This is a genomic window from Kribbella sindirgiensis (genome assembly GCF_004331435.1).
Classification (GTDB): Bacteria; Actinomycetota; Actinomycetes; order Propionibacteriales; family Kribbellaceae; genus Kribbella; species Kribbella sindirgiensis.
Map to the genome: position 1 here is coordinate 496,852 of NZ_SJKA01000001.1, position 22,292 is coordinate 519,143.

Below are 22,292 nucleotides of genomic sequence, written 5' to 3' on the forward strand. Positions count from 1 at the left end.
ATCGCGTTGGGTCGAGGCGTGACGATCGAGCGGACCAACCCCGACGGGCTGCATGCGACGCCTGGGTACCACCACGTGACGCGGGTGCAGGCGAACACCACGGTCTACCTCGCCGGTCAGTGTCCGTTGCAAGCGCCCGGTGACTTGGCCCCGGGCGGCCTCCAGGGTCAGACCGCGCAGGTGATCGCGAACATCCTCACCGCGCTGAAGTCGGCGGGCGCCACGCCGGAAAACGTCGTACGCACGGTGATCTACGTGGCCAGCCCGGATCGTGAGGACCTGAGTGCGGTGTGGACGCAGCTCAACGAATCGCCGCTCGCGCCGGCTTTCACGACGGCGAGCACACTGCTCGGTGTGGCCCAACTCGGATTCCCCGGCCAGCTCGTCGAGATCGACGTGACAGCAGCCCTGTGATCGTTCCCGCCGAGGTTGCGCGTTGATCGCTAGAGCGGGTGGCTCGCGTGCAGTCGGCGGGTCGGGTCGTAGCGGTGCCTGAGGGCGGCGAGGCGCTCGTAGTCGTCGTACGCCTCGGCGATCTCGTCGTCGGTGAGTTTCGCGAAGGTGAAGTTGAGGGCGCGGCCAACGGTTGACGCGGTCCACGGTTCGAGCACGTCCCGCCCGGCGTCGCCCTTGCCCGGGGTGAGGACGGTCAGCGAGTACGCCGCATCGCGGTGACCGATCGCGTTCGGGACCTCCGGCGGTCGGGCGAGCGCGCCGCCGAGGTGGCGGATAGCGATCACGTGCATCCGCGACGCGCCCGGCCCGGCGAGCTCGGGCAGCGTCTCGAGCGCATCGAGGTCCTTCAGCAGCACGTTGAGCGAGGTGTAGCTGTCGGGGCGCTCGGGCTCCGCGAAGATCTTCCCCGAGTCGACGTACGGCAGCTCCCCCACGGTGTCGAGGGCCGGCTTGCCGATCGCCCGGAGCGGCCCGATCAGGTCCTCACCACGGTCGCCGAGGATCGCGAGCTGCACCTGTCCGATGTACTTCCCGCGCAGCGGCGCCGGCACCTGCGGGATGTTCGGCATCGGCAGGATCGCGATCGCCGACGTCACCTCCTCCGGCACGGACCTGGTCCAGTCCCGCCACAGCTCCGGCACCGTCGGGTGCTCGGCGAGATCGAAGTACAGGCTGCCGCCGTAGAGCGTCGGTACGTCGAAGAGCTCGATCTCGATCCCCGTCACGACACCGAAGTTCCCGCCTCCGCCACGGAGCGCCCAGAACAGGTCCGGGTCCTCCTCGGCGTCGCGTCGTACGCCGTCCGCGGTCACGACCTCGATCCGGCGGACGTGATCCGCGGCGTACCCGAACCGTCGTGCCATCAGTCCGAGGCCACCGCCGAGCGTGTACGAGATCGCGCCGACGCCTGGTGCGCTGCCCGACAGCGGCGCAAGACCGTACGGCGCGGTCGCGTCGAGCACGTCCCGCCAGGTCGCGCCCGCGTCGATCCACGCCGTCTTCGCCTTCGCGTCGACCGTCACGTTCTTGAAGCTGCCGGTCGCGATCAGCACGCCACCGTCGATCCCCTGCGTCAGGCCGTGCCCGGACGCCTGGACCGCGATCCGCAGGTCGTGGTCGATCGCGTACCGCACCGCCTCCTCGACCTCAGCTGTGCTCGTCACCGGAAAGATCACGGCCGGCCGATGCGAGTCTCGCCGCTGGAAGCCGAGCCGCGCCTCGTCATACCTGTTACTGGTCGTCGTCAACATCATGCAGATCACGCTAGACACCCTTGCGGACACATCTTGTCCTCAAGGCATGATCGGTCCATGAGCGCTCGCAAGGAGATGCCGGGCCGGATGCTGCGGCTGTTGTCGCTGCTGCAGAGCCGGCGCGAGTGGTCCGGTCACGAGCTCGCCGACCGGCTCGGCGTCACCGAGCGCACGGTACGGCGAGACGTCGAACGGCTCCGGTCCCTCGACTACCCGGTGACCGGCACGACCGGCACCGCGGGCGGGTACCGACTCGGCTCCGGGACGCACCTGCCACCGCTGCAGCTGGACGACGACGAGGCGATCGCCGTCGCGCTCGGACTCGTCGGCGCGGCCGGTGGCGGGGTGAGCGGGATGGCCGAGAGCTCGATGAGCGCGTTGGCCAAGCTGGAGCAGGTGCTGCCCGCGCGCCTCCGGCCGCAGCTCGCGGCCGTGGGTTCGGCAGCGGAGGCGATCCCGCGACCCGGCGTACCGCAGGTCGATCCGGAGGTTCTCGCCGTCCTCGCGCGCTGCTGCCGGAACCACGAGATCGTTGCCTTCGACTACCACGGCCGGCAGCGCGGTACGACGCGGCGCCGGGTGGAGCCGCATCAACTGCTGACGTTGGCGGGGCGGTGGTACCTGCTCGCGTTCGACCCCGACCGCGACGACTGGCGGATCTTCCGCGTCGACCGAATCGCCTCCGTGACCCCGGTGCTGCACCGTTTCACGCCACGGGTGCTGGACGGGCCGTCGTACCTGCTGGAGTCGTTCGTGTCGGCGCAGTACCAGCACACGATCGAGCTGACCGTCGACGTACCCGCCGCCGACGTCACCTCGACGTTCGAAGGGATCGTCCGCGGCATCGTCGAACCGGTCAGCCCGTCGTCGTGCAAGGTCCGCTTCAGCGCCGACACCCCGGCCATGCTCCTCACCCAGGTCGCCGCGATCGCCGCCCTCGGATCGTTCACGGTCGACCAGGCCTCACCGGAGACGGCCGCACTGGTCACCGAGGCCGGCGGACGCCTCGCCCAGGCCTTTGCGCTAGGGGGTGTGTGATGGTTCGACGCCGTCGCGAGGAGGTGCTCGGCGAGGTGCCGTGCCGAGTGCCCCGCAGTAGGCGTGGAACCATCACACACCCCCTAAGCAACGATCAGGCCGATGCCCAGGGTGAGCACACCGACGGCGAGTGACGCTGCGCCGAGCCAGAGGATCCACAGGAACTGGTTCGGCGCGGTGCGGTCCTTGCCGGCCGAGGAGGCGAAGAAGCCGCCGGACATCAGGATCGCGGCGACCGGGATCCCGAGCCGGCCGACCCACAACCAGAAGCCGGTCAGGCCGGTCTGGTCGACGTACAGCAAGCCGACCAGGCTGAAGATCACCAGGACGCCGGCGTGGGCGTGACCGGCCCGCGCGAACGACTTCTGGAACCCGGTCATCGGGACCTGGCCGCGGACGATCCTGGTCATGAAGTAGCCGCCGAACTCGATCGTCACGACGGTGAGCAGGATGACGCCGGCGATGACGCGGGACGCGTCGCTCATGCGTAGACCTCTTCCTTGACGGGCGCGGCTGCGCGGGCGGTGCGCGCTACCCAGAGGGCAACGGCGAGGTACAGGATCTGTTCGGGAATGCGCTGCCAGAGCGGGGTCGCCTCGCCACCCGCGAACGGTACGTCGGCGACCGCAGCGTGGATGTTGGCCGGCAGCAGGCCGACGAAGAGCGCGGCCAGTGCGTACCCGGCGAGCCTGCGGGTCGCGGTGAGCACCAGGCCGGCGGCGCCGAGCAGTTCGAGTACGCCGGTGAGGTAGACGAGCGCGTCGGCGTACGGCAGGAACGGCGGGACCATTCGCACCATGTCGGCGTGGTTCGGCATCACCGTCACGCTCGCCGGGACGAAGTGGGCGCTCGCGGTCAGCACCAGCATCACCGCCATCGCATGCGCCGCGGCCACCGGCCAGGTCGTGAACCGCCGGACGCCGAGCGCGCCCAGGGCGCGGAAGCCGACGGCCCCCAGGATCAGTACGAGCGGGATCATCCTGAGCTCCTTATGGATAGTTGAAGTATCCGCTTATGGATACTGATACTATCCATCACAGACAACAGGAAGGCAAGCGATGCGAATCGGGGAACTCAGCAAGGTCACCGACGTCCCGGTGCCGACGATCAAGTACTACCTGCGCGAAGGCCTGCTGCCCGCCGGCGAACTCAGCAGCCCGAACCAGGCGTCGTACGGCGACACCCACGTCCGCCGGCTCCGGCTGATCCGCGCACTGATCGAACTCGCACAGGTCCCGGTCGCCACGGTGAAGGAGATCCTCGAATCGCTCGACTCCGACACCGAGCCCTTGCACGAGCAGATCGGCCGCGCCCACCGCGCGCTCACGCCCACCCGCCGCCTGACCGCCACCGACGAGGCGCGGACGGCCGCCGCCGCGCAGGTCACCGACCTCATCGCCGCCCGCGGCTGGGCCGTCGAGCCGTCGGCCCCGGCTCTGGCGACCCTCATCGACACCGTCGCCGCGCTCCGCAGCCTCGGCCAGGACAGCCTCGTCGCCCACCTCGATACCTATGCGGACGCGGTCGAAAGCTTCACCCGGCTCGAGATCGATGCCGTCACCTCGAACCCGACCCGCGACCAGCTCGCCGAATCGGTGGTCATCGGCACCATCCTCGGCGAGACCCTGATCGCCTCGCTGCGCCTACTCGCCCAGGAGTCGATCTCCGCGGATCGCTGGAAGAACCGCTAACAGTCGCCGAGGAGCCCGGGGAGCAGCTTCGTCATCGCCCGGTGCAGCGCACGGCGATCGGTCTCGGTCAGCGGGTCGAACACCAGTTTGCGGACCCGTTCGACATGTCCCGGAGCGGCCTTCACGAGTTCGGCGTACCCGTCGGGGGTGAGGATCGCGTTCGTGAACCGTCCGTCATCCGGGTCGGGTTCACGCCGTACCAGGCCGCGGTTCTCCAGGCGGCGGATGAGGTGGGACAGGCGGGAGAGCTCGGAGTTGGCCAGGATCGCGAGGCGGCTCAACCGCATCGTGTGATCGGGCTGATCGGAGAGGCCGGCGAGGACGTAGTACTCCAGGAAGCTGAGGCTGGAGTCACGTTGCAGCTGCTCACCCAGCTCCCCGGTCAGCAGCGCCATGACGAGCTGCAGCGTCTTCCAGGTCTCCAGCTCGTCGGCCGTCAGCCAGCGCGGCTCCTTCCCCATGCCTGCAGCATAGCCACCACGGCAATGACTTGAACGTTCACGTCAATCGACCTATCGTGGCCGTTGACATGAACATTCAAGTCAACCCTGTGAAGGAATCATGAGCGACCTGAAGATCGCGATCATCCTCGGCAGCACCCGCCCCGGTCGGAACGGCAAGGCCGTCGCCGACTGGGTACTGACCCAGGCCGAGCGGCGCGACGCCACCTATGAGCTGATCGATCTCCTCGACTACCCGCTGCCGCACCTGGACGAGGCGATCCCGCCGTCGGCCGGGCAGTACGCCGGTGAGCACACGAAGGCCTGGGCCTCGACGATCGCGGCGTACGACGGGTTCGTGTTCGTCACCCCGGAGTACAACCACTCCACGTCCGGCGTGTTGAAGAACGCGATCGACTATCTGTACGCCGAGTGGAACAACAAGGCTGCCGGCTTCGTGTCCTACGGCTCGCTCGGCGGAGCCCGCGCGATCGAGCATCTGCGCGCCATCAGCGCGGAGCTCCAGATCGCCGACATACGTCAGCAGTTGTCGTTCTCGCTCTTCACCGACTTCGAGAACTTCTCCCAGTTCCGCCCCGGCCCGCAGTACGCCGACCAGGCAACCATCCTGTTCGACCAGCTCGAATCGTGGGCCGCCGCCCTCAAGCAGGTCCGCGTCGGGCAGCCGGTGGCGGCATGAGCATCGTCGTCTGGATCGTCTCCGGTCTGCTCGCCGCAATGTTCCTGATGTCCGGCGCGATGAAGGTGCCGGCCACGAAGGCCTCGCTGGCCGGCAACCCCCGGATGGGCTGGGCGGCCCCGTTCCCGATCGAACTGATCAAGGTCATCGGCGTCGCGGAGATCGCCGGCGCCGCCGGCCTGATCCTCCCCCGCCTCTTCGACCTCGCCACCTGGCTGGTCCCCACCGCGGCCGCCGGCCTGGCCGCCATCATGATCGGCGCCATCATCACCCACACCCGCCGCTCCGAGTTCTCCAGCGTCGCAATCAACGCCGTACTGCTCGCCCTAGCAGTCTTCGTAGCAATCGAACGCCTCTGAGCTACCCGTCGTGCGCCATATCCACGAACCGTGAGTAGTGCCCCTGGAACGCAACCACCACATCCGCAGTCGGCCCGTTCCGGTGCTTGGCGACGATGAAGTCGGCCTCGCCGGGGCGGGTCGACTCGCGTTCGTAGGCGTCCTCCCGGTGCAGCAGGATGACTACGTCGGCGTCCTGTTCAAGACTGTTATGCAGGGCGATTCCGTTAGCCACGAAATTGTGGGTGCCTAGGACCGTTGCGTCGTACACCTCTTGGTCGCCGAGGCTCTCGATCGAGGTGATGGTGTCCCAGAAGATGTCGTTGGTGGCTACGACTTCGAGGTCGGCGTCGTCGAGGATGTCGGCGACCTTGGCGAGGCGTTGCCGGCTCGGAGCGTGCTTCCACATCGTCGAGCCGGAGAACTTGGTGCCCATGGCCGCGGCGAACTCGCGGTGCGTGACGTTGCGGTTGGCAAGCACCTGACGGACCTGCGCCCAAACCTCCTGTGGAACCGTGTCGAGGTTGGTGTTCGCCTTGACGTCCCGCAGAGCAGTCGCAACCTCCAGCACCTTCAGTCCGCGGAGTCCGTGGACGCCGATGCCGGCGCAGAACCGCAACTGGTTCTCTACACCGTAGATGTGCAAGTGATAGCTGTCGCGGTAGCCCGCCTTCTTCGCGGTCTTGATGCGGCTGAAGATGTTGTGGCGAAGGAGGAGGCGGGCGAGGTCGTCGACGAGGCGGCGGCTGGTGCTGGCGTAGTAGATGCGTGCCTGGTCGGCCTTCTCGTCCCAGCGGACCGAGCCGTCGGTGGCCCAGAGGTGGCGGATGAACTGCGCGACCTGTTCCTTCGGGAGGCCGAACACACCGTCGGGTACGAACTTCTCGTGGCTGCGCAAGCCGAACAGACCGAGGCCGTCCAGCCAGGCGGCGATCGGGTTCCGTTTGCCACGAGCGAGCCGGTACGGCGCCGGTAGGCGGAGAGTGGTGACTCGCGCGGCGGCGTACTCGTCGCGGACGGCGGTGATGCCGAACCGCCGCTCAGCAGCCTCGGTCACCGCGGTCAGGTTGGCCTCGTCGATGCTCGCGTAGCGGATCGGCTGCCGCTTGACGAACGAACCGTCGCCCAGCAGATGAGCGAGAAGCGTGATCTCGTCCTCGTCCCACGGCTTGACGTCGAGCGGAGCCGGAACGTGCCGGAGCGAACCGACGCGAGCGCCCGGCGCCAGCTCGCCCAGCGGCTTCCATCCGTTGTAGGTCAGAAACGGGTGGTTGGCGGTGGCCTTGATCTCACGGCCCGAGGCGAGCTTCAGCCGGAAGACCTCCTTCACCCCACTCGGGAAGGCGTGGGTCAACGTGCGCGGCACCAGCTTCAGCCGGTCGTCGAGCGACCAGACCGGGATGTCACGACTATCAGCCGCGAGCAGCTCTCCGAGCGAGATCTCCGCACCGTTGTCGGCCCGCATCAGCCGGGTGTCCGCGGTCAAGCAGCCCGATTCGCGGAGGTCGGAGGCCATGGGGCGTTTGTCGGAGCGTTGTTCGGAGCCTCGGTTCAGCTGGCAGATGGCTACGACGGGGAGTTCGAGTTCTTTGGCCAGGAGCTTGATCGAGCGGGAGAACTCGGAGACTTCCAGCTGGCGGGACTCGACCTTCTTGCCGGACGTCATCAGCTGGAGGTAGTCGATGACGATCAGTTTGAGGTCGTGGCGCTGTTTCAGGCGGCGGGCCTTCGCGCGGATCTCCATCATCGTCAGGTTCGGCGAGTCGTCGATGAACAGCGGGGCCTCGGAGACCTCACCCATCTTCCGGGCCAGACGGGCCCAGTCCTCGTCGGTCATCTTGCCGTTGCGCATGTGGTGCAGCGGGACCTTCGCCTCCGCCGACAGCAGTCGCATGGTGATCTCGTTGCGGCTCATCTCCAGCGAGAAGATGCACGAGGTCAGGCCGTGCTTGATCGAGCAGGAGCGCGCGAAGTCCAGGCCGAGCGTGGAGTTGTGGGTCGGGATCATCGTCTTGCCGGCCAGGTACAGATGGTCGGCGTTGTCGACCTCGACGCAGCGCACCGGCACGCTGTCCACCGGGTCGACCCACTCGAGCCGCCGCTCGCCCTCGCCGTACAGCGCGGCCGGGAAGCCGTGCCCGGTGATCTGCCGCGGCGCCGACCCGGGGATCGGCGGTGTCAGCCCGGGACTCGCCGACATCGCCGTGTACAGGTCGGCGGTCGTGCAGACCACCGGGCGGCCGCCGTCCTCGACGCGCCACTGGTGCTCGGCGTCGGCGACGATCGTGCTGCCGTCGGAGAACGACAGCCGGAAGCACGGCCGGTCCACCATCACCTCGGTCGCCGCGACCACCGTGGTCGGCAACCCGTCGGCGTCCAGCAGCTGGTCGCCGACCGCGACCTCGGCCATCGTCGTCCAGCCGGTCGGCGTCGGCAGCGGGGTGTCGAGCGCGAGCGCCTTCCCCATCGCGGGCCGGGCGGCGACGATGATCATCTGGCCGGGGTGCAGGCCGTTGGTGAGCTCGTCCAGGTCGGTGAACCCGGTCGGTACGCCGACCATCGCGTCACCGCGGGAGTCGATCGCCTCGATCTCGTCGAGGGCGCCCTCCATGATGTCCTTCAGCGGCGCGTAGTCCTCGGCGGTGCGCTTCTCGGTGACCGAGTAGATCTCCGCCTGCGCCTCGTCGACGACGTCGTCGACCTCGCCCTCACCGGCATACCCGAGCTGGACGATCTTGGTACCGGCCTCGACCAGGCGGCGCAGGATCGCCTTCTCCCGGACGATGTGCGCGTAGTACGAAGCGTTCGCCGCGAGCGGGACGGAGGCGACCAGGGTGTGCACGTACGGCGCGCCGCCGATCCGCGTCATCTCGCCGCGCTTGTTCAGCTCGGCGGCGACCGTGATCGCGTCGGCCGGCTCACCGCGCGCATACAGGTCGGTGATCGCGTCGAAGACCGCTTCGTGCGCGGGCCGGTAGAAGTCCGTGCTGCGCAGGTTCTCGATCACATCGGCGATCGCATCCTTGCTCAGCATCATCGCGCCGAGCACACACTGCTCGGCCGCGAGATCCTGGGGAGGGGTGCGGTCGAAGCCCATCTCCGGACGCCGCTCTTCGTGACCGCCGTCCTGGCCCCCGCGGAACTCCGCCACGCTCACTTCGTCCGACCTCCTCGTCACCCGCTGCCCAGCCACCGCCGGCCGGGTTCGAACACCTGATCGAACTCTAGCCAGGCCCACCGACAGTCTTCGGCGACAGGCCTCGCGACCGTACGCCGGACGCGTCGCCGATGGCCACTCGGTCGTCCACACCCCCTGTGGACGAATCGTGGATAACCCCCGGCAGGGGTGTGCACAGGTTGGGCACAACCCTGTGGATATCTGTGGGCAAGAACCCACAACAGGCCCGTGACCTGCGGTTTCTCCAGTTCACAACTGTGGAGAAGAAAAAGTCTGAGACCAATTTCCGACGCGCCCGCGCGTCCTGGGTAACCTCGCTCCGGTGAGACCGCGACGGTGGGTGGGCGAACAGGACCGGGAGATCCTCCGGCTTGCCGTCCCGGCGTTCTTCGCCCTGGTGTCGGAGCCGCTGATGCTGCTCGCGGACTCCGCGATCGTCGGCCACCTGGGCACTCCGCAGCTCGCCGCGCTCGGCGTCGCCGGCACCATCCTGCAGACCCTCGTCGGCATCTGCGTCTTCCTCGCCTACGGCACCACGTCCGCGGTCGCCCGGCGGATCGGCGCCGGCGACCACAAGGGGGCGCTTGCCCAAGGCATCGACGGGCTCTGGCTGGCGTTGCTGCTGGGCGTCGTCCTCGCCCTCCTCGGGCTGGCGCTCGCGCCGCAGGCGATCGCGGCGTTCGACCCGTCGCCGGAGGTGGCCGACCACGCGGTGACGTACTTGCGGATCTCCTGCCTCGGCATCCCGTCGATGCTGCTCCTGCTCGCCGCCACCGGCGTACTCCGGGGTCTGCAGGACACGAAGACCCCGATGGTCGTCGCGATCACCGCCAACCTCGCCAACATCGGGCTGAACGTCCTGTTCGTGTACGGCCTCCGCCTGGACATCGCGGGCTCGGCGCTCGGTACGGCGCTCGCGCAGACCGGTGCCGGTGTGGCGCTGGTCGTGGTGGTGGTCCGTGGCGCCCGCCGCGACGGCGCCAAGCTCCGCCCCGATCGTCCCGGGATCCTGGCCTCGGCGCAGATGGGCGTACCGCTCGTCGTCCGCACGCTGACGCTTCGCGCGGCGATCATCCTGCTCACGTTCGTCGCCACCGCTCTCGGTACGACGTCCGTCGCGGCCCATCAGGTCGCCTTCACGCTGTGGTCGTTCCTCGCACTCGCGCTGGACGCCATCGCGATCGCCGCACAGGCGCTCACCGGTCGGGCCCTGGGCGCCGGCGACGTCGCCGGGACCCGCGCGATCACCCGCCGGATGATGTGGTGGGGTCTGTTCTCCGGGCTGATCGGCGGCCTCGCGCTCTGGGGACTGCGCGACGTCTACGTCCCGTGGTTCACCACAGACCCCGAGGTACGTCGTACGCTCGCCGCCATCCTGATCGTGTCCGCGTTGTGGCAGCCGATCAACGGGGTCGTGTTCGTGCTGGACGGCGTACTCATCGGCGCCGGGGACGGACGGTACCTGGCCGCGGCCGGAATCGTCGCGCTCGTGCTGTACGTGCCGCTCGCGCTGGCGGTGCTCTGGTTCGGCGGCGGGATCGTGGCGCTGTGGTGGGCGTTCGGCGGGTACATGCTGCTGCGATTCCTCACACTCACCACCCGTGAGCGCCGCGATGCCTGGCTGGTGACCGGAGCTACCCGCTGACCCTGCGGTGCGGCATCGTGGAAACAGAAGGAAAGGAGCGGCATGCCCGACACCGACGACGACCAGTCCGTCGAGCTCGTACCCGATCAGCGGGAGCAGGGCGACGACGACACTGAGGCCGCGAGTGAGCGGCGGGCCGCCCAGGCACGAGCAGAGGCCGACAAGTTCCCGACCCACGACCTGGCGGAGGAGTTGGCCGAACGCGAGGACGCGGAGGACGAGCAGGCGCTCCTGGACGAGGAGGCCGAGGCTCGGAACGACCGCCTCGAGCTCGCCGCCAAGGACGAGCAGGTCCTCGACGAGGTCCGCGACCGCAAGAACCTGCTGGACGCCACCGCCGAGACCACCCGGGCGATGCAACTCGCGTACGCCGACGAGCAGGCGCGTGACGTGCACCGGCAGTACGCCGCGAACGACAAGCAACGCGGCCTCGCCGACCGGGCCCATGGCCGGCATGAACTCGACGAGGCGGCCGCTCACCCTGACGAGGTCGGCTCGGCCGGGCTCGCCGCGGAAGGCCGGCGCTTCCAGAACCTGGCCACCACGGAAGAGCGCAGATCCACCGGCGAGTACCGGATCGCCGAGCAGTATGAGGCGTCCGCGCGCGACCACCGCGAAGAAGCCCGCGAGGCGCAGCCGAACCCGAGCGAGGCCGTCCGCAAGGCGCCCGAGGAGACCCCGGAGGCCCAGCTCCCGCAGGCGCGCCGCCATGTCCGCGGCCCCGGCAAGGTCCGGAACAACAAAGGCAAGGTCGTCAAGCCGAACCGCGCGAGCGAGCCGGACCTAGAGCTCTAGCCACCCTCCCGGACGGCGAAGATGCCTAGGGCAACCAGCTCGGCCAGGAAGGCCAGCAGGAGGTTGCCCCCTCAAATCGAAGCGCAGTCATATCGGGCTACTAGCCTCGGGATTTCATGGGGTGTCTGGCGACACGGTGGTGTAAAGCACGGAAGTGCCTGTCCTGCTTGGAAGAATCTGGCTTGTCGAAGGTCAGTTTCGTTCCGAGTGGAAGGCACTCCGCGGGTGAAGTTTAACTCTTTGTCGGGTCTGGTTCTGGATGGTCGGCGCGAGTCGCTGGTCTCGTCGTGCGGGGCGGTGTTGTTGCGGCAGACGGCGCGCCGGGCCGGGCTGGAGCGTGGCTTGTCGGCGCAGCTGGCGCCGTGGCGCCCCGAGCGGGCTGTGCATGATCCGGGCAAAGTGCTGCTCGATGTGGCCACAGCGGTCGCGTTGGGTGGGGATTGTCTGGCCGACGTGGCCGCAGTCCGTGCACAGCCCGACCTGTTCGGCGCGGTTGCTTCCGATCCGACGGTCTCGCGGCTGATCGCGGCGCTGGCCGTGGATGTCGACGCTGCCGTGGCCGCGATCCGCGCGGCCCGCGCTCAGGCCAGGGCCGCCGTGTGGGGGCTGCGTCGCCCGTTGGCCGGGACGCCGGGCAGTCGTGATGGTGGCCTGGTGATCGTGGACCTGGACGCCACGCTGGTCACCGCGCACTCGGACAAGGAACTCGCCGCGGCCACGTTCAAGCGTGGCTACGGGTTCCATCCGATGTGCGCGTTCGTCGACCACGGCGAAGACGGCACCGGTGAAACCCTGGCGGTGATCCTGCGGACCGGTTCGGCCTCGGCCTTCGCGCCCGGCGACCACATCGCAGCCCTGGATGCCGCGCTGGCGCAACTACCGGCCCGCGAGCGGGGCCAGGTACTGGTGCGCACCGATACCGGTGGCGCGTCCAAGAAGTTCCTTCGCCACATCACCGATCTGGGCCTGGAGTACTCGATCGGGTTCGCCGCCCACGACACCGTCAAGGCCGCGATCGACACCATCCCAACCCAGGCCTGGCGGGCCGCGATCGACAGCGACGGCAACCCCCGCGACAGCGCCCAGGTCGCCGAACTCACCGCCTGGATACCGGCCACCACCCGGGCCGGCGGCCCCGACGACTGGCCGCCCGGAATGCGGATCATCGCCCGCCGCGAACGCCCCCACCCCGGCGCCCAACTACGACTCACCGACCACGACGGCTGGCGCGTCACCTGCTTCGCCACCAACACCACCGGCTGGCGCCTGGCCGACCTCGAAGTCCGGCACCGCCAACGAGCCCGCGCCGAAGACCGCATCCGCGCCCTGAAAGACACCGGCCTGCGCAACCTGCCCCTGCACGGCTTCGCCCAAAACCAGATCTGGCTCGAGATCATCACCCTCGCCGCCGACCTGCTCACCTGGACCCAGACCCTGGCCTGGCACAACCAGCCCGCCCGTCGCTGGGAACCCAAACGACTCCGCTACCGGCTCCTCGCCGTCGCCGCACGAGTCATCCACACCGGACGAAGCCGACGACTACGACTACCCAACAACTGGCCATGGAACAACCTCATCGACACCGGCTGGGCAGCACTCCAACCCGACTGAACCACCACACCAGACCCGACAACCAGCACCACCGGAGAACCGGCGGACCCAGCGCCGGAGACCACACCTGCCCACCCGGACAAACCAACCCACCAACCAAGCCAGCCACACACTCAGACCGCAAGACGAAAGATCGAGGCTAGTGTCCTGCACCGCAAGTTCGCGTTATAAGTCAATCCCGATGCAATCGCGGCTCGACCGGCGCGGCCCGCAGTCCCCGACCGGCACGTTCGGTCCGCAGACCTCCCCAAAGCCCCGTCGCGGCGCGGCGCGGCGCTTCTTTGTGCACGGCTCGACCACGAAACCGCCCGGAAAACGGTTGGTGGGTGCACAAAGATGCCCTCGGCGCTGGTTGTGCTGGGGAGTGTGCCGCGGGCCCGCCGTGATGAGGGCTTCAGGCCTGGACTTATCTCGCGAGCTTCGGGCGCAGGACACTAGATCCCGCGGATGTTGGGCTGGCGCTGGTCGAAGAAGAGGCCGGCCGGTGGCTCCTGCACCGGGAGCGGCGGGATCGGGTAGTCGGTGTGCTGGTTGTTCCGGCAGGCGGCGAACGGGCCGTCCGGGTCCAGCAGCGACATCATGTGCGGGTCCGCGTGGTCACGCCACCAGACCGACATACCGGTCGCCGGGTCCAGCCGCAGGTGCTCCCACGCACGCCAGATCGAGTCCAGCCGGCTCAGTGCCTCCGCGTGCCGGTACCACTCCGGGCACCAGATGAACTGTTGCCCGAGCCGGCGCGTGTAGAGGTAGACGAGCCGGTCTTCCACGAACGCCGCGACGTGCGGGTAGAACAGCTCCTGCTCACCATCCACCGCGGTTGTCTCCCTCGCTCTGCTGCTCCCAGACCGGTCGCTCCGGTCCACGCTGCGGAGGAGCCTGAGTACTCGAGGCAACCCACGGGTTGTTGCTCACCGGCACGCTCGACGCAGCTCCCGGATCGTACTTCGCCAGCGACGCCTTCACCGCACCGGCATCCGGCCGGGTGAACCACGGGACCGTCTTCACCAGCGTGGCCGGGATCCCGGACGGGAACACGACCGCGCGGCCGGGTGGCATCGAGGCGAGGTCGGAGACCTCCATGATGTTGTGCCGCTGGACCTGCTGGCTGGTGCCGCGCTTGCCCTCGTTGTACGACACCGAGCTCGAGCTGATGTCGTAGTCGCCGATCATCTTGCTCAGACTCTCGAGGAACGTCGAGTCGGCCGCGCCACCGCCGTACACGCGGATGTTCGCCGAGCCCCAGAGCTTCTGCATGCCGTGGTCGCCCCAGCACTCCTGGCCCTGCGCCCAGGACTGCAGGATCGTCATCAGCACGATGCCGCGGGAACCGAAGTGCGAGTACAGGTCGGGCAGGTTCTTCCACCGGCACACGTTGGCGGCCTCGTCGAGTACGCCGACCAGCGGGCTGGGCATCCGCCCCATCGGGCAACCGCGGGCGTACTGCTCGGCGGCCTCCACGACGGCGACGGTCAGCGCGGTGACGAGCGGACCCGCCGTACCGGCGCCTTCCTTGGACAGGCTGTACAGCGTGCCGCCCTGACGGACGAACTCGTGCGGGTTGAACTGCGGCCGGTTGTCGTTCGGGCCGTTCGGGATGACCCAGCGGGTCACCTTGCGGTTGACCAGGAACTGGGCGCTCTGCTGCGCCGTGCCGTAGACACCGGCACGCTGCTTGTCGGGCGCGTTGATGACACCGGACAGTGCGTCCGCGGACAGCTGCAGACCGGGGGTGTTGCGCAGGATCCGTTCCGGCTCGTCGTTGCGCTGGTCGGCCAGCCAGCTGTAGACCTGCGTGATCGGCCGCTTGGCGACAGCGGCCGCGAGCAGCAGGCCGGCCAGCAGGTCCGTACCGGCGGCGTCGAAGAACGCGTCGGTTTGGGCGCCCACCTGGCGCTGCGAGGCGACGAAATGCTCGGCCAGCTCCCGCGCCTTGGTCTCGTCGGTGATGTAGGTCAGCGGGTTCCACCACCAGTTCGGCGGCTCCTCGCAGACCTCCTGCGGGTCGAACACCCACAGCGGGCCCTTCTCCGAGCGCGGCCCGCGGGTCGCGTCGACGATGTCCCGCTTGTTCGACGTGGCAACGACGCAGCCGGGCGCGTCCAGGATCGCCGGCACCGCGCGCGATGTGGTCTTACCGGTTCGGGGACCCCAGATGTCGACGTGCATGTCTTCCCAGTTGCCGAAGACCTCGAGGTTGTCCCGGACGGTCCGGCCGATCAGGATGCCCGGACCCGCGTGCCCGGCGCCGAGCTGGTTCGCCTTCTCCTGTGCGCCTTCGCGGGTGAGCTTGTAGATCTCCGACCGCTTCGACATCAGCTGCGCCTGCCGGTCCACCCGGCCGATCGAGCGCTCCCGGTTCCGGAAGAACATCCAGCCGCCGCCGACCAGGCCGAGCAGCACCACGATCTCCACGACCAGGATGCCGGTGGCCGCACCCGACCACTCCAGGTTCCCCTTCGACAGGTCGACGATCGCGTCGAACGGGTTCCCCGCCGGGCGCGAGCCGTTGATCGCCGAGGCGACCTTGAGCGCGATCCACATCGAGAACACCACCAGCGCGACCACGCCGATGATGGCGAAGATCAGGACCGACTCGGGCGACAACCCGCCCGGTCCGGTGCTCTTCCTGCCCTGGGCCATGACTCGTCAGCTCCCCACACGGGTGGTCGGATCGGGCGGCGGCAGCAGCATCGGGTCGTCGAGGTTGTACTCGCCGACGACCTGCTCGGTCCCGTCCGGTGCGACCTCGACCTTCTGCGGCTGCCCGTCGTTACCCGTCGTCCACAGCTTGTTGGTGTCGTTGATCTCGCGTTCGACCGAGGTGAGCCCGACGTGCACCGGGATCCCCGGCCGGCCGCCGACCTTGACCAGGAAGTTGCCTCGGCCGGGCGGGGCGGCCTCCTTGCCGGTGGCCGGGTCCCACGCGGGCGGGTCCTGCCAGCCGACGAGCATGTTCTGCTCCTCCATGGACATCGACACGACCTCGGTCAGGTTGTCCATCTCCGCGCGCGGCAGACCGCCGCAGATGACCATGCCGGAACGCTCGACGAAACCCTTCGCCTTCATCCGGTCCTCGGGGTTCGGCAGGGCCAGCAGGTCGGACATGGTGTGCGAGATCATCGCCATGCCGACACCGCGCTGCCGGTTCAGACGGGTCAGCGCGTCGACGCGGTCGACCAGACCGCTCCCGGCCCGCAGCACCCGCCACAGCTCGTCCAGGATGACGAAGTAGTGCCGGCGCGGCTCCAGGCCGGCGTCCGCGAGCGCCTGCGAGACCGCGACCGCGCCGAACCCGTACGACCAGCAGGCCAGCAGTACGGCGGCCTGCAGGCTGGTCTCGGAGTCGTCGACGTTGGACACGTCGAAGACCACCGGACGGTCCATCTGCATCGGGTTGTCGGTCTGCTCGGAGAAGATCTCGCCCAGCCGGCCACCGCCCACGAGACCGATCAGCGACGCTTCGAGGCCCTCGGTGATCTGCCGGTAGCGGTCCAGGCTGCCGCGGTCCAGGGCCACGTTGCGGACCCGGTCCGGTGCGTCCTGGATGACCTGCAACAGGTCGCGGAGCACCGGCGTACCTTGGAAGCGTTCGTCCAGGACCTTGAGCGCCTCGTCGAGGATCGTCTCCTCGCGGTCGTTCGGGTTCTGGTTCCGCATGATCGCGATCAGCGCCGAGACCATCGTCTGCCGACGGCCGTGGGCGTCCGCCTGGATCGCCTCGCGGGCCTTGCCGGTCAGCCGGAGCGCGGCCTCGCGGGACTCACCCGGGTCGAGCACGTTCAGGTGCCCGCGGCCACGACCGAGCTGGATGACCTGCCCGCCGAGTGCCTCGATCAGGTCCTTGTAGTCCGGCTTGAGGTCGCCGAGCACCAGCGGCTGCACGCCGTACCCGGCCAGGCCGAGCGCCATCCGCCGGGTGATCGTCGACTTGCCCAGACCCGGCTTGCCGAGCACGAACATCGACGGGTTCGAGATCAGCTTGGCGCGCATGAACCAGCTGATCGGGTCGCAGCACATGGTCGCGCCGGAAAGGATGTTCCGGCCGATCGGTACGCCGACCATCGGGCTGCCGGTACCGGCAGCGAACGGCCACATGCCGCAGACCTGCACCGTCGTACCGCGCCACTCCTGCGGAGCCTGCAGGTAGGTCGAGTAGCCGCCGCCCGGGCCGGGCCAGCCTCGCGGCATCGGCCGCCGGCCGCGACGGGACGGATCGACCGGCTTCTTCTGCTTTTTGCTCACTGTGACTCCCCAGGTGCCACTGTGCTTTGTTCAATCATAGGGATTCCCGGAGGCCCGCGGGGACCGAAAGGTGGTTCTGGACCACGATGCCCAGCGGCAGCGCGGCGACGAACGCGGAGTCCTGGGAACCGTACGCCGGACGCAGCAGAACTCGCGCGGTGGCGCCGAGGTTGTCGACCGCGGCGATCATGTCCGGAATCTGCTCCGCGTTCATCACGGTGCCGGTGACGACCATGCCGAAGTTGACCAGGCCGGCGCCCCGCGCCTCCTCCTGCGCGGACCGGTCGGCGGCCCGTGCTTCGGCCAAGTTGCGCGCGGACGGCCGTGCCGACGCGGTGGCGCGGAACGACGCGTTGCGCTTGTCGGCCTCCACCATGCGCGCCGCCGTACCGGCGTCGAGCGGGCGGTAGAGCAGCGTCACGCGCTTGCGGTCGATGTCGGCGTGCGGCGCGACCAGCTGCGACAGCACCGACGAGAACACCTCACCGCGGGGCGCCTGCGACATCTGCCAGGTCACGGACCACGCGGAGTCGTGGCGGTACTTGTCCCAGAACGCCTGGGTGGCCGCCGGGCCGACGTCGGTCCACTGCAGCTCGGGCGGCATGCCCTGGCCGCGGGCCTCGTCGATGAGCATGGCGGACGCCGGGTCGTACGCGATCCGGATCGCCTCGCAGAGCTCCTGCGCGCTGACCGGTCGGGCAGCACCCGCGCCGGTCGCGTTCAGGCTCTGGGTGAGCGCGGGCAGCCGGGCGGCGAGCTCGCGGCCCATGTCGTCTTCCTTGCGCCGCTTGCCGCTCCGGTCGGTGCCCTTGAAGGTCAGCGCGACCCGCGCCGAGACCAGCGCCGAGCCCTCGGGGTAGCTCTGCACGACCTCGGTCAGCATCGCGCGGGCGATCGGCGGCGTGCCGTCCATCATGTTGTTGCCGACCTCACGGCGCAGCCGGATACCGGTGTCCGGAGCGCTCTCCACCGTCACCGACGCGGCGACGATGCCCGGCTCGTGACCGAGCGAGGCGAGCCACTGGCCCCAGTGCGCCACCCAGATGTCGACCTGCTCCTCGTCGACCAGCGAGGCACCGTCGGGCTCGGCGTTGATGACGACCGTGAAGTGCCGCGTGCTCGGGTAGTACAGCAGCGCGAACGGCCGCCCGTACGAGTCCTGGTACTCGCTCAGCTGGGAGGCTGCGGCGAGACCGGGAAGCTGGAACTTGCCCCAGGCGGTCCGGCCGAGCGGGCCGGAGCGGTAAATGTTGTGCTTAGCCATCTTTGCTCGTTGCCATCCAATGTGGGTCGAGAGCCGTTGCAGCGTGGAGTGCCCGTGCTTGTCCTTCGTGATCAGCAGCCCGAGCGCCGCGCCGACGATCAGCAAGCTGACGAGGGCGGCCCTGATGCCGCCCACCATCGTTGCGATGACGACCAGCAGCAGGCCACCCATCATGATGCCGGTGCCGAGCATGCCCAGGCCGGCGATGCCCGCCGAGGCGGGCCGTCGCCAGTTGCCGTAGGTGCGAGGTGCGCGTCGTACGTTCTCAGCCGCTGCCACTTGGTCCGTCCGGTGGTGGTGGTTGGTTGTTTCGGTCGTCGTCACGGTAGTCGCGGGCACGGTCCCGCTCGCGGCTCATGTCGCGGCCACCGGCGCTGCCGCTGGGGCCGCCGCCGTCATCGCCGCCACCCCCGCCGCCGCTGCTCTGGGCGCCCGACTCGCCACCGTCTCCCATGGCCTCGCCGGCGACCTCCTTGGTGCCTTTCACAGCCGCCTGGCCGACCTTGTACGCCGCAATCGCGACGGCGACCGGAATGCCGACCCCGGTAGCCGCTGCACCACCGGCCGCGGCACCACTAGCTGCGCCACCGCCGGCTGCGCCACCGGCCGCACCGCCCGCCGCACCGCCCGACGCGCCACCGGCCGCACCGCTGGCACCGCTGGCACCGCCGGCCGCACCTTCGCCACCGGCCGCGCCGCCTGTCGGGCCACCGCCACCGCCGCTCGGGGCCTGTTGCGACGCGCGACCGACGTTCTGCGCACCGGACGGACCGTCACCGCCGCCACCGCCGCCGTCGTCCGCGCCTTGTTGGGCGCCCTTGCTGACCATGTCACCGGCCTTGTCGGCGCCGACCATCTTGGCGGCCAGCATGCCGGCGCCGGCTGCACCCGCGGTCGCTCCGACCATCGGCACGATGAAGCGCATCAGCGCCGGCATCGCGAACAGCGCGAGGATCAGCATCGTGAGACCGGTGATCACGTTCATCACCATGTGGCCGATGTTGTCGGGGTTCAGCAGGCCGTCGCCTTCCGTCACGTACTCGAAGGACAGGTCGCCGTTGTTCGAGACCAGCCGGATCGCCGTCGCGTAGATGATCGCCGCCACCGGTTTGTACAGGATGAAGGCGAGCAGCCAGGCGATGATCTTCTTGAACCAGTTGCGGCCCATCTCGGTGTTCGTCGCGGCGGCCGCGATCGGCAGGACGCCGACCAGCAGGATCAGCATGGCGCTGCGGACGACCATCAGCACGATCTGGATCAGGCTGGCGAGCACGCAGAGGATGCCGACCGCGATCATGATGCCGATCAGCAGCGGCGAACCGGCGATGGCGGCGGCCGCACCGAAGCCGAGCACCAGCGACATGGTTCTGCCGAACGCCGTCGCGTCACCCGACCCGATGTTCTGGCAGCCGGTGACCCAACTGCCGTCGCTCGAATTCGTGTCCAGTGCGGTGCTGATGATGCAGCTCGAGAACATGTCGCCGGCGCTGATCAGCGCCTGCGCCACGGCGATCGAGAACGCCGCCGCGACGGCGAGGGTGATCAGCGAGCGGAGCAGTTCGCGGGCCGACTCACCGCGCTGGGTCCAGGCCATCTGGATGGCACCGAAGACCAGCGCGAGGGCGGCGATGAAGAGGGCGATGAACTGCGTGTGGTCCCAGACCCAGGTGATCGTGCCGCTGGCGGGCTTGCCGCTGGTGTTCGGATCGCCTTCGTTCCCGATCGGGATGGTCGGCACATAGACCCAGAAGGTGGCGATCGTGCTCATCAGCGTCCCGACCGCCGAGGCGATCGCATCAAGGATCGGCTTGAACACGAACTTCATCACCACTTCCATGATGGGGGCGAGGACGACCCCGAGGATGTCTTTCATCAGGTCGATCGCCCAGTCGAGGACGGAGAGCGGCACCATGTCAGGACGTCCTTGGAGAGACGAAGCGAAGGATGGCGGGCAGAGCGACGATCGCGACGATCATCAGCGTCACGCCCATGATGACCTGGAGGATGGGCGATTCGCCGCCCCGTTCACCCATCAGACTGAGCGCGGTGGCGTAGATGATCGCCGCGACCGGTTTGTAGATGATGAACGAGACCAGCCAGGCGATGGCGCGCTTGAACCACATCATCCCCATCTCGGTGTTGGTCGCCGCCGCGGTCAGCGGAAGCATGCCGACCAGCAGCACGAGCATCCCGTAGCGGACGATCATCAGCGCCAGCTGGATGATGGCAGCGATCACCATCAGGACGCCGGCGAAGATCACCAGCAACCAGCCGAAGTCTTCGTCCAGCACGGCGAGCAGGTTCCGGGCGTAGGCGTGATCATCCTTCTTCAGCGCCTCGTCGATGATCCATTTCGAGAACCCGTCCCCGGCCGCGATCAGTGTGCTCGCGAAGACCGCCGCGGACCCCGTCACCACCACCAGGGTGATCAACGACTTGAGGATTTCGCGGGCCGGCTCACCGCGCTGCGAGATCGCCATCTGGATCGCGCCGACGATGACCGCGATCGCGGCGACGAACAGCGTGATGAACTGGAGGTGTCCCTGGACCCACAGCGCCGGGGTGTTCTCCGCGATGTTCGGGGTGGGGATGTAGACCCAGAGCAGGCCGATCGCCTTCAGGACCGAGTCGACGGCGTCGATGACGACCTTGGCGATCGCCTCGAAGATGAAGTCGAAGAACGTGCCGAAGGCCCACTCGATCGCGGCCTGCAGGCCCTCCTTGAAACAGTCGTCCCAGTTCCAGGGCCACCCGTCGCACCCGAGCACAATCATGATGAACCACTGAACCTAACGTAGCCACTGAGACTGGACAGGATGTCCGGCTCGACGGAGCCGTTGAGGGTGCCGTCCTCCTGCAGTTCCACGTACCAGTCGCCCTTGTACCACCGCAGGGTGACCGGCATCGCGCCGTACGCCTTGTTGTTCAGGTCGGCGACGACCTGGACGATCGCCCGGGTCGCGTTCGGCGGATAGTCGAGCACCTTGAAGGCGGCGAACTGGACCTCGCCGTTGGCCGTCTTCGGTGTCTTGGCCGACTCCTGGGACGCGGCGATCGCCGCGTCCCGGCCGGGGCCGGGGACAACCCGGGCTTTCAGCGCGGCGATGCCGACAGCCTGGTTCTGCAGCTGGCCGAGCAGCACCATCGCCGCGAGCACCGCGCCGGTCGGCGAGTGCGCGAAGCAGGAACGGACGCCGTTCGGGCTGGTGGTCGCCGGACCCGACGCCGCCTGCAGCGGAATCAGCATCGCGCCTTCGAACTGCCAGGTGACCAACGGAGGTGCGGCGAGCCGCGGGATCGCCTGGTTCGGGTTCTTGTTGTGGCAGCCGCCGGTGCTGCTGTTCGGCGGTGGCGGTGTCGTCCGCGTGGACGTCGGCAGTGCGGTCGGCGTCGCGACGGGCGGCTCGGTCGACTCTTCCTCGGTGGGCTGTCCGGTAGGAGCACTCGTGCTCGGTGTCTGGCTGGGGTTGGCCGTCGGATTGTCCGAACGGCCACCCAGCATGAACCAGACCACCAGGCAGATCAGCACAGCTCCGACGACGATCGCCGACGCGATGAAGCCACGCTCCTCCATGAAGCTGGACTTCGCGCTGTCCGAATCGTCGCCGGAGTCGTTGTCCCTGCTGAACAGTCCCACCTAC

General features: G+C 68.7%; 20 protein-coding genes. 8 read left to right on the top strand and 12 right to left on the bottom strand.

Going from position 1 to position 22,292, the window contains the following annotated elements; genetic code table 11:
* Nucleotides 1-18: 18 nt before the first annotated feature.
* Nucleotides 19-414, top strand: coding sequence for a RidA family protein (locus tag E0H50_RS02510; RefSeq protein WP_131284272.1), 396 nt, complete (start codon nucleotides 19-21; stop codon nucleotides 412-414).
* Between the two features lie 29 nt (nucleotides 415-443).
* Here the strand turns inward: E0H50_RS02510 and E0H50_RS02515 are convergent, their stop codons facing one another.
* A complete protein-coding gene (locus E0H50_RS02515; protein WP_131284274.1) occupies nucleotides 444-1,709 on the bottom strand; it encodes an FAD-binding oxidoreductase in 1,266 nt (421 codons plus the stop codon).
* A 57-nt stretch (nucleotides 1,710-1,766) separates the two neighbouring features.
* Between E0H50_RS02515 and E0H50_RS02520 the strand changes: the two genes are divergently transcribed.
* Nucleotides 1,767-2,747, top strand: a complete 981-nt coding sequence (locus tag E0H50_RS02520; RefSeq protein WP_131284276.1) for a helix-turn-helix transcriptional regulator — start codon at nucleotides 1,767-1,769, stop codon at nucleotides 2,745-2,747.
* 83 nt (nucleotides 2,748-2,830) lie between these two features.
* Here E0H50_RS02520 and E0H50_RS02525 read toward each other — a convergent pair whose 3' ends face one another.
* Both E0H50_RS02525 and E0H50_RS02530 read right to left on the bottom strand, forming a co-directional pair.
* A complete protein-coding gene (locus E0H50_RS02525; protein WP_131284278.1) occupies nucleotides 2,831-3,232 on the bottom strand; it encodes a hypothetical protein in 402 nt (133 codons plus the stop codon).
* A complete protein-coding gene (locus E0H50_RS02530; protein WP_131284280.1) occupies nucleotides 3,229-3,726 on the bottom strand; it encodes a DoxX family protein in 498 nt (165 codons plus the stop codon). Before E0H50_RS02530 ends, E0H50_RS02525 begins: the two co-directional genes overlap by 4 nt.
* Nucleotides 3,727-3,805: 79 nt before the next feature.
* Here E0H50_RS02530 and E0H50_RS02535 point away from each other — a divergent pair, with 79 nt between their 5' ends.
* Nucleotides 3,806-4,438, top strand: a complete 633-nt coding sequence (locus E0H50_RS02535; protein ID WP_131284282.1) for a MerR family transcriptional regulator — start codon at nucleotides 3,806-3,808, stop codon at nucleotides 4,436-4,438.
* Here the strand turns inward: E0H50_RS02535 and E0H50_RS02540 are convergent.
* Complete coding sequence (locus tag E0H50_RS02540; RefSeq protein ID WP_131284284.1) at nucleotides 4,435-4,899, bottom strand: MarR family winged helix-turn-helix transcriptional regulator; 465 nt, start codon at nucleotides 4,897-4,899, stop codon at nucleotides 4,435-4,437. The genes E0H50_RS02535 and E0H50_RS02540 overlap by 4 nt on opposite strands.
* Before the next feature lie 100 nt (nucleotides 4,900-4,999).
* On the opposite strand from E0H50_RS02540, the gene E0H50_RS02545 reads away from it, so the two are divergent.
* The gene (locus E0H50_RS02545) at nucleotides 5,000-5,578 is read left to right on the top strand and encodes an NADPH-dependent FMN reductase (protein ID WP_131284286.1); all 579 of its coding nucleotides are present in this window, start codon (nucleotides 5,000-5,002) and stop codon (nucleotides 5,576-5,578) included.
* Nucleotides 5,575-5,937 carry a DoxX family protein gene (locus E0H50_RS02550; protein WP_131284288.1) on the top strand — a complete coding sequence of 121 codons (363 nt, stop codon included), beginning with the start codon at nucleotides 5,575-5,577 and terminating at the stop codon, nucleotides 5,935-5,937. The genes E0H50_RS02545 and E0H50_RS02550 overlap by 4 nt, the downstream gene beginning before the upstream one ends.
* Nucleotide 5,938: 1 nt before the next feature.
* On the opposite strand, the gene E0H50_RS02555 is transcribed toward E0H50_RS02550, so the two are convergent.
* Nucleotides 5,939-9,013: a replicative DNA helicase gene (locus E0H50_RS02555; protein ID WP_131285013.1), complete on the bottom strand. Its 3,075-nt coding sequence runs from the start codon at nucleotides 9,011-9,013 to the stop codon at nucleotides 5,939-5,941.
* Nucleotides 9,014-9,416: 403 nt separating this feature from the next.
* Here E0H50_RS02555 and E0H50_RS02560 point away from each other — a divergent pair, with 403 nt between their 5' ends.
* The 3 genes from E0H50_RS02560 to E0H50_RS02570 all read left to right on the top strand — a co-directional run bounded on the left by E0H50_RS02560 (nucleotide 9,417) and on the right by E0H50_RS02570 (nucleotide 13,145).
* Nucleotides 9,417-10,739 (top strand): MATE family efflux transporter, encoded by a 1,323-nt coding sequence (locus E0H50_RS02560; protein WP_238150725.1) that lies wholly within the window; start codon nucleotides 9,417-9,419, stop codon nucleotides 10,737-10,739.
* Between the two features lie 42 nt (nucleotides 10,740-10,781).
* Nucleotides 10,782-11,534, top strand: a complete 753-nt coding sequence (locus E0H50_RS02565) for a hypothetical protein (protein ID WP_131284290.1) — start codon at nucleotides 10,782-10,784, stop codon at nucleotides 11,532-11,534.
* Nucleotides 11,535-11,759: 225 nt separating this feature from the next.
* Nucleotides 11,760-13,145 carry an IS1380 family transposase gene (locus E0H50_RS02570; RefSeq protein WP_272948483.1) on the top strand — a complete coding sequence of 462 codons (1,386 nt, stop codon included), beginning with the start codon at nucleotides 11,760-11,762 and terminating at the stop codon, nucleotides 13,143-13,145.
* Nucleotides 13,146-13,579: 434 nt separating this feature from the next.
* Here E0H50_RS02570 and E0H50_RS02575 read toward each other — a convergent pair whose 3' ends face one another.
* The 7 genes from E0H50_RS02575 to E0H50_RS02605 are packed head-to-tail and all read right to left on the bottom strand — an operon-like array spanning nucleotide 13,580 to nucleotide 22,288.
* Nucleotides 13,580-13,957: a DUF4913 domain-containing protein gene (locus E0H50_RS02575; RefSeq protein ID WP_131284292.1), complete on the bottom strand. Its 378-nt coding sequence runs from the start codon at nucleotides 13,955-13,957 to the stop codon at nucleotides 13,580-13,582.
* A complete protein-coding gene (locus tag E0H50_RS02580; RefSeq protein ID WP_131284294.1) occupies nucleotides 13,947-15,785 on the bottom strand; it encodes a type IV secretory system conjugative DNA transfer family protein in 1,839 nt (612 codons plus the stop codon). Before E0H50_RS02580 ends, E0H50_RS02575 begins: the two co-directional genes overlap by 11 nt.
* A gap of 6 nt (nucleotides 15,786-15,791) precedes the next feature.
* Nucleotides 15,792-17,387 carry an ATP/GTP-binding protein gene (locus E0H50_RS02585; RefSeq protein ID WP_238150726.1) on the bottom strand — a complete coding sequence of 532 codons (1,596 nt, stop codon included), beginning with the start codon at nucleotides 17,385-17,387 and terminating at the stop codon, nucleotides 15,792-15,794.
* A 34-nt stretch (nucleotides 17,388-17,421) separates the two neighbouring features.
* The gene (locus E0H50_RS02590; RefSeq protein WP_202867981.1) at nucleotides 17,422-18,930 is read right to left on the bottom strand and encodes an SCO6880 family protein; all 1,509 of its coding nucleotides are present in this window, start codon (nucleotides 18,928-18,930) and stop codon (nucleotides 17,422-17,424) included.
* Nucleotides 18,917-20,563 (bottom strand): TrbL/VirB6 family protein, encoded by a 1,647-nt coding sequence (locus E0H50_RS02595; protein ID WP_131284296.1) that lies wholly within the window; start codon nucleotides 20,561-20,563, stop codon nucleotides 18,917-18,919. Before E0H50_RS02595 ends, E0H50_RS02590 begins: the two co-directional genes overlap by 14 nt.
* Before the next feature lies 1 nt (nucleotide 20,564).
* Nucleotides 20,565-21,425 (bottom strand): TrbL/VirB6 family protein, encoded by an 861-nt coding sequence (locus tag E0H50_RS02600; RefSeq protein WP_131284298.1) that lies wholly within the window; start codon nucleotides 21,423-21,425, stop codon nucleotides 20,565-20,567.
* The gene (locus E0H50_RS02605) at nucleotides 21,422-22,288 is read right to left on the bottom strand and encodes a DUF8175 domain-containg protein (protein ID WP_131284300.1); all 867 of its coding nucleotides are present in this window, start codon (nucleotides 22,286-22,288) and stop codon (nucleotides 21,422-21,424) included. Before E0H50_RS02605 ends, E0H50_RS02600 begins: the two co-directional genes overlap by 4 nt.
* Between the last annotated feature and the right edge of the window lie 4 nt (nucleotides 22,289-22,292).

What these genes read in the sequence shown, in the direction of transcription:
- E0H50_RS02515 (WP_131284274.1), bottom strand. Translation starts at nt 1,709, where the DNA reads ATGATGTTGACGACGACCAGTAACAGGTATGACGAGGCGCGGCTCGGC.
- E0H50_RS02520 (WP_131284276.1), top strand. Translation starts at nt 1,767, where the DNA reads ATGAGCGCTCGCAAGGAGATGCCGGGCCGGATGCTGCGGCTGTTGTCG.
- E0H50_RS02525 (WP_131284278.1), bottom strand. Translation starts at nt 3,232, where the DNA reads ATGAGCGACGCGTCCCGCGTCATCGCCGGCGTCATCCTGCTCACCGTC.
- E0H50_RS02530 (WP_131284280.1), bottom strand. Translation starts at nt 3,726, where the DNA reads ATGATCCCGCTCGTACTGATCCTGGGGGCCGTCGGCTTCCGCGCCCTG.
- E0H50_RS02535 (WP_131284282.1), top strand. Translation starts at nt 3,806, where the DNA reads ATGCGAATCGGGGAACTCAGCAAGGTCACCGACGTCCCGGTGCCGACG.
- E0H50_RS02540 (WP_131284284.1), bottom strand. Translation starts at nt 4,899, where the DNA reads ATGGGGAAGGAGCCGCGCTGGCTGACGGCCGACGAGCTGGAGACCTGG.
- E0H50_RS02545 (WP_131284286.1), top strand. Translation starts at nt 5,000, where the DNA reads ATGAGCGACCTGAAGATCGCGATCATCCTCGGCAGCACCCGCCCCGGT.
- E0H50_RS02550 (WP_131284288.1), top strand. Translation starts at nt 5,575, where the DNA reads ATGAGCATCGTCGTCTGGATCGTCTCCGGTCTGCTCGCCGCAATGTTC.
- E0H50_RS02555 (WP_131285013.1), bottom strand. Translation starts at nt 9,013, where the DNA reads ATGGGCTTCGACCGCACCCCTCCCCAGGATCTCGCGGCCGAGCAGTGT.
- E0H50_RS02565 (WP_131284290.1), top strand. Translation starts at nt 10,782, where the DNA reads ATGCCCGACACCGACGACGACCAGTCCGTCGAGCTCGTACCCGATCAG.
- E0H50_RS02580 (WP_131284294.1), bottom strand. Translation starts at nt 15,785, where the DNA reads ATGGCCCAGGGCAGGAAGAGCACCGGACCGGGCGGGTTGTCGCCCGAG.
- E0H50_RS02595 (WP_131284296.1), bottom strand. Translation starts at nt 20,563, where the DNA reads ATGGTGCCGCTCTCCGTCCTCGACTGGGCGATCGACCTGATGAAAGAC.
- E0H50_RS02600 (WP_131284298.1), bottom strand. Translation starts at nt 21,425, where the DNA reads ATGATTGTGCTCGGGTGCGACGGGTGGCCCTGGAACTGGGACGACTGT.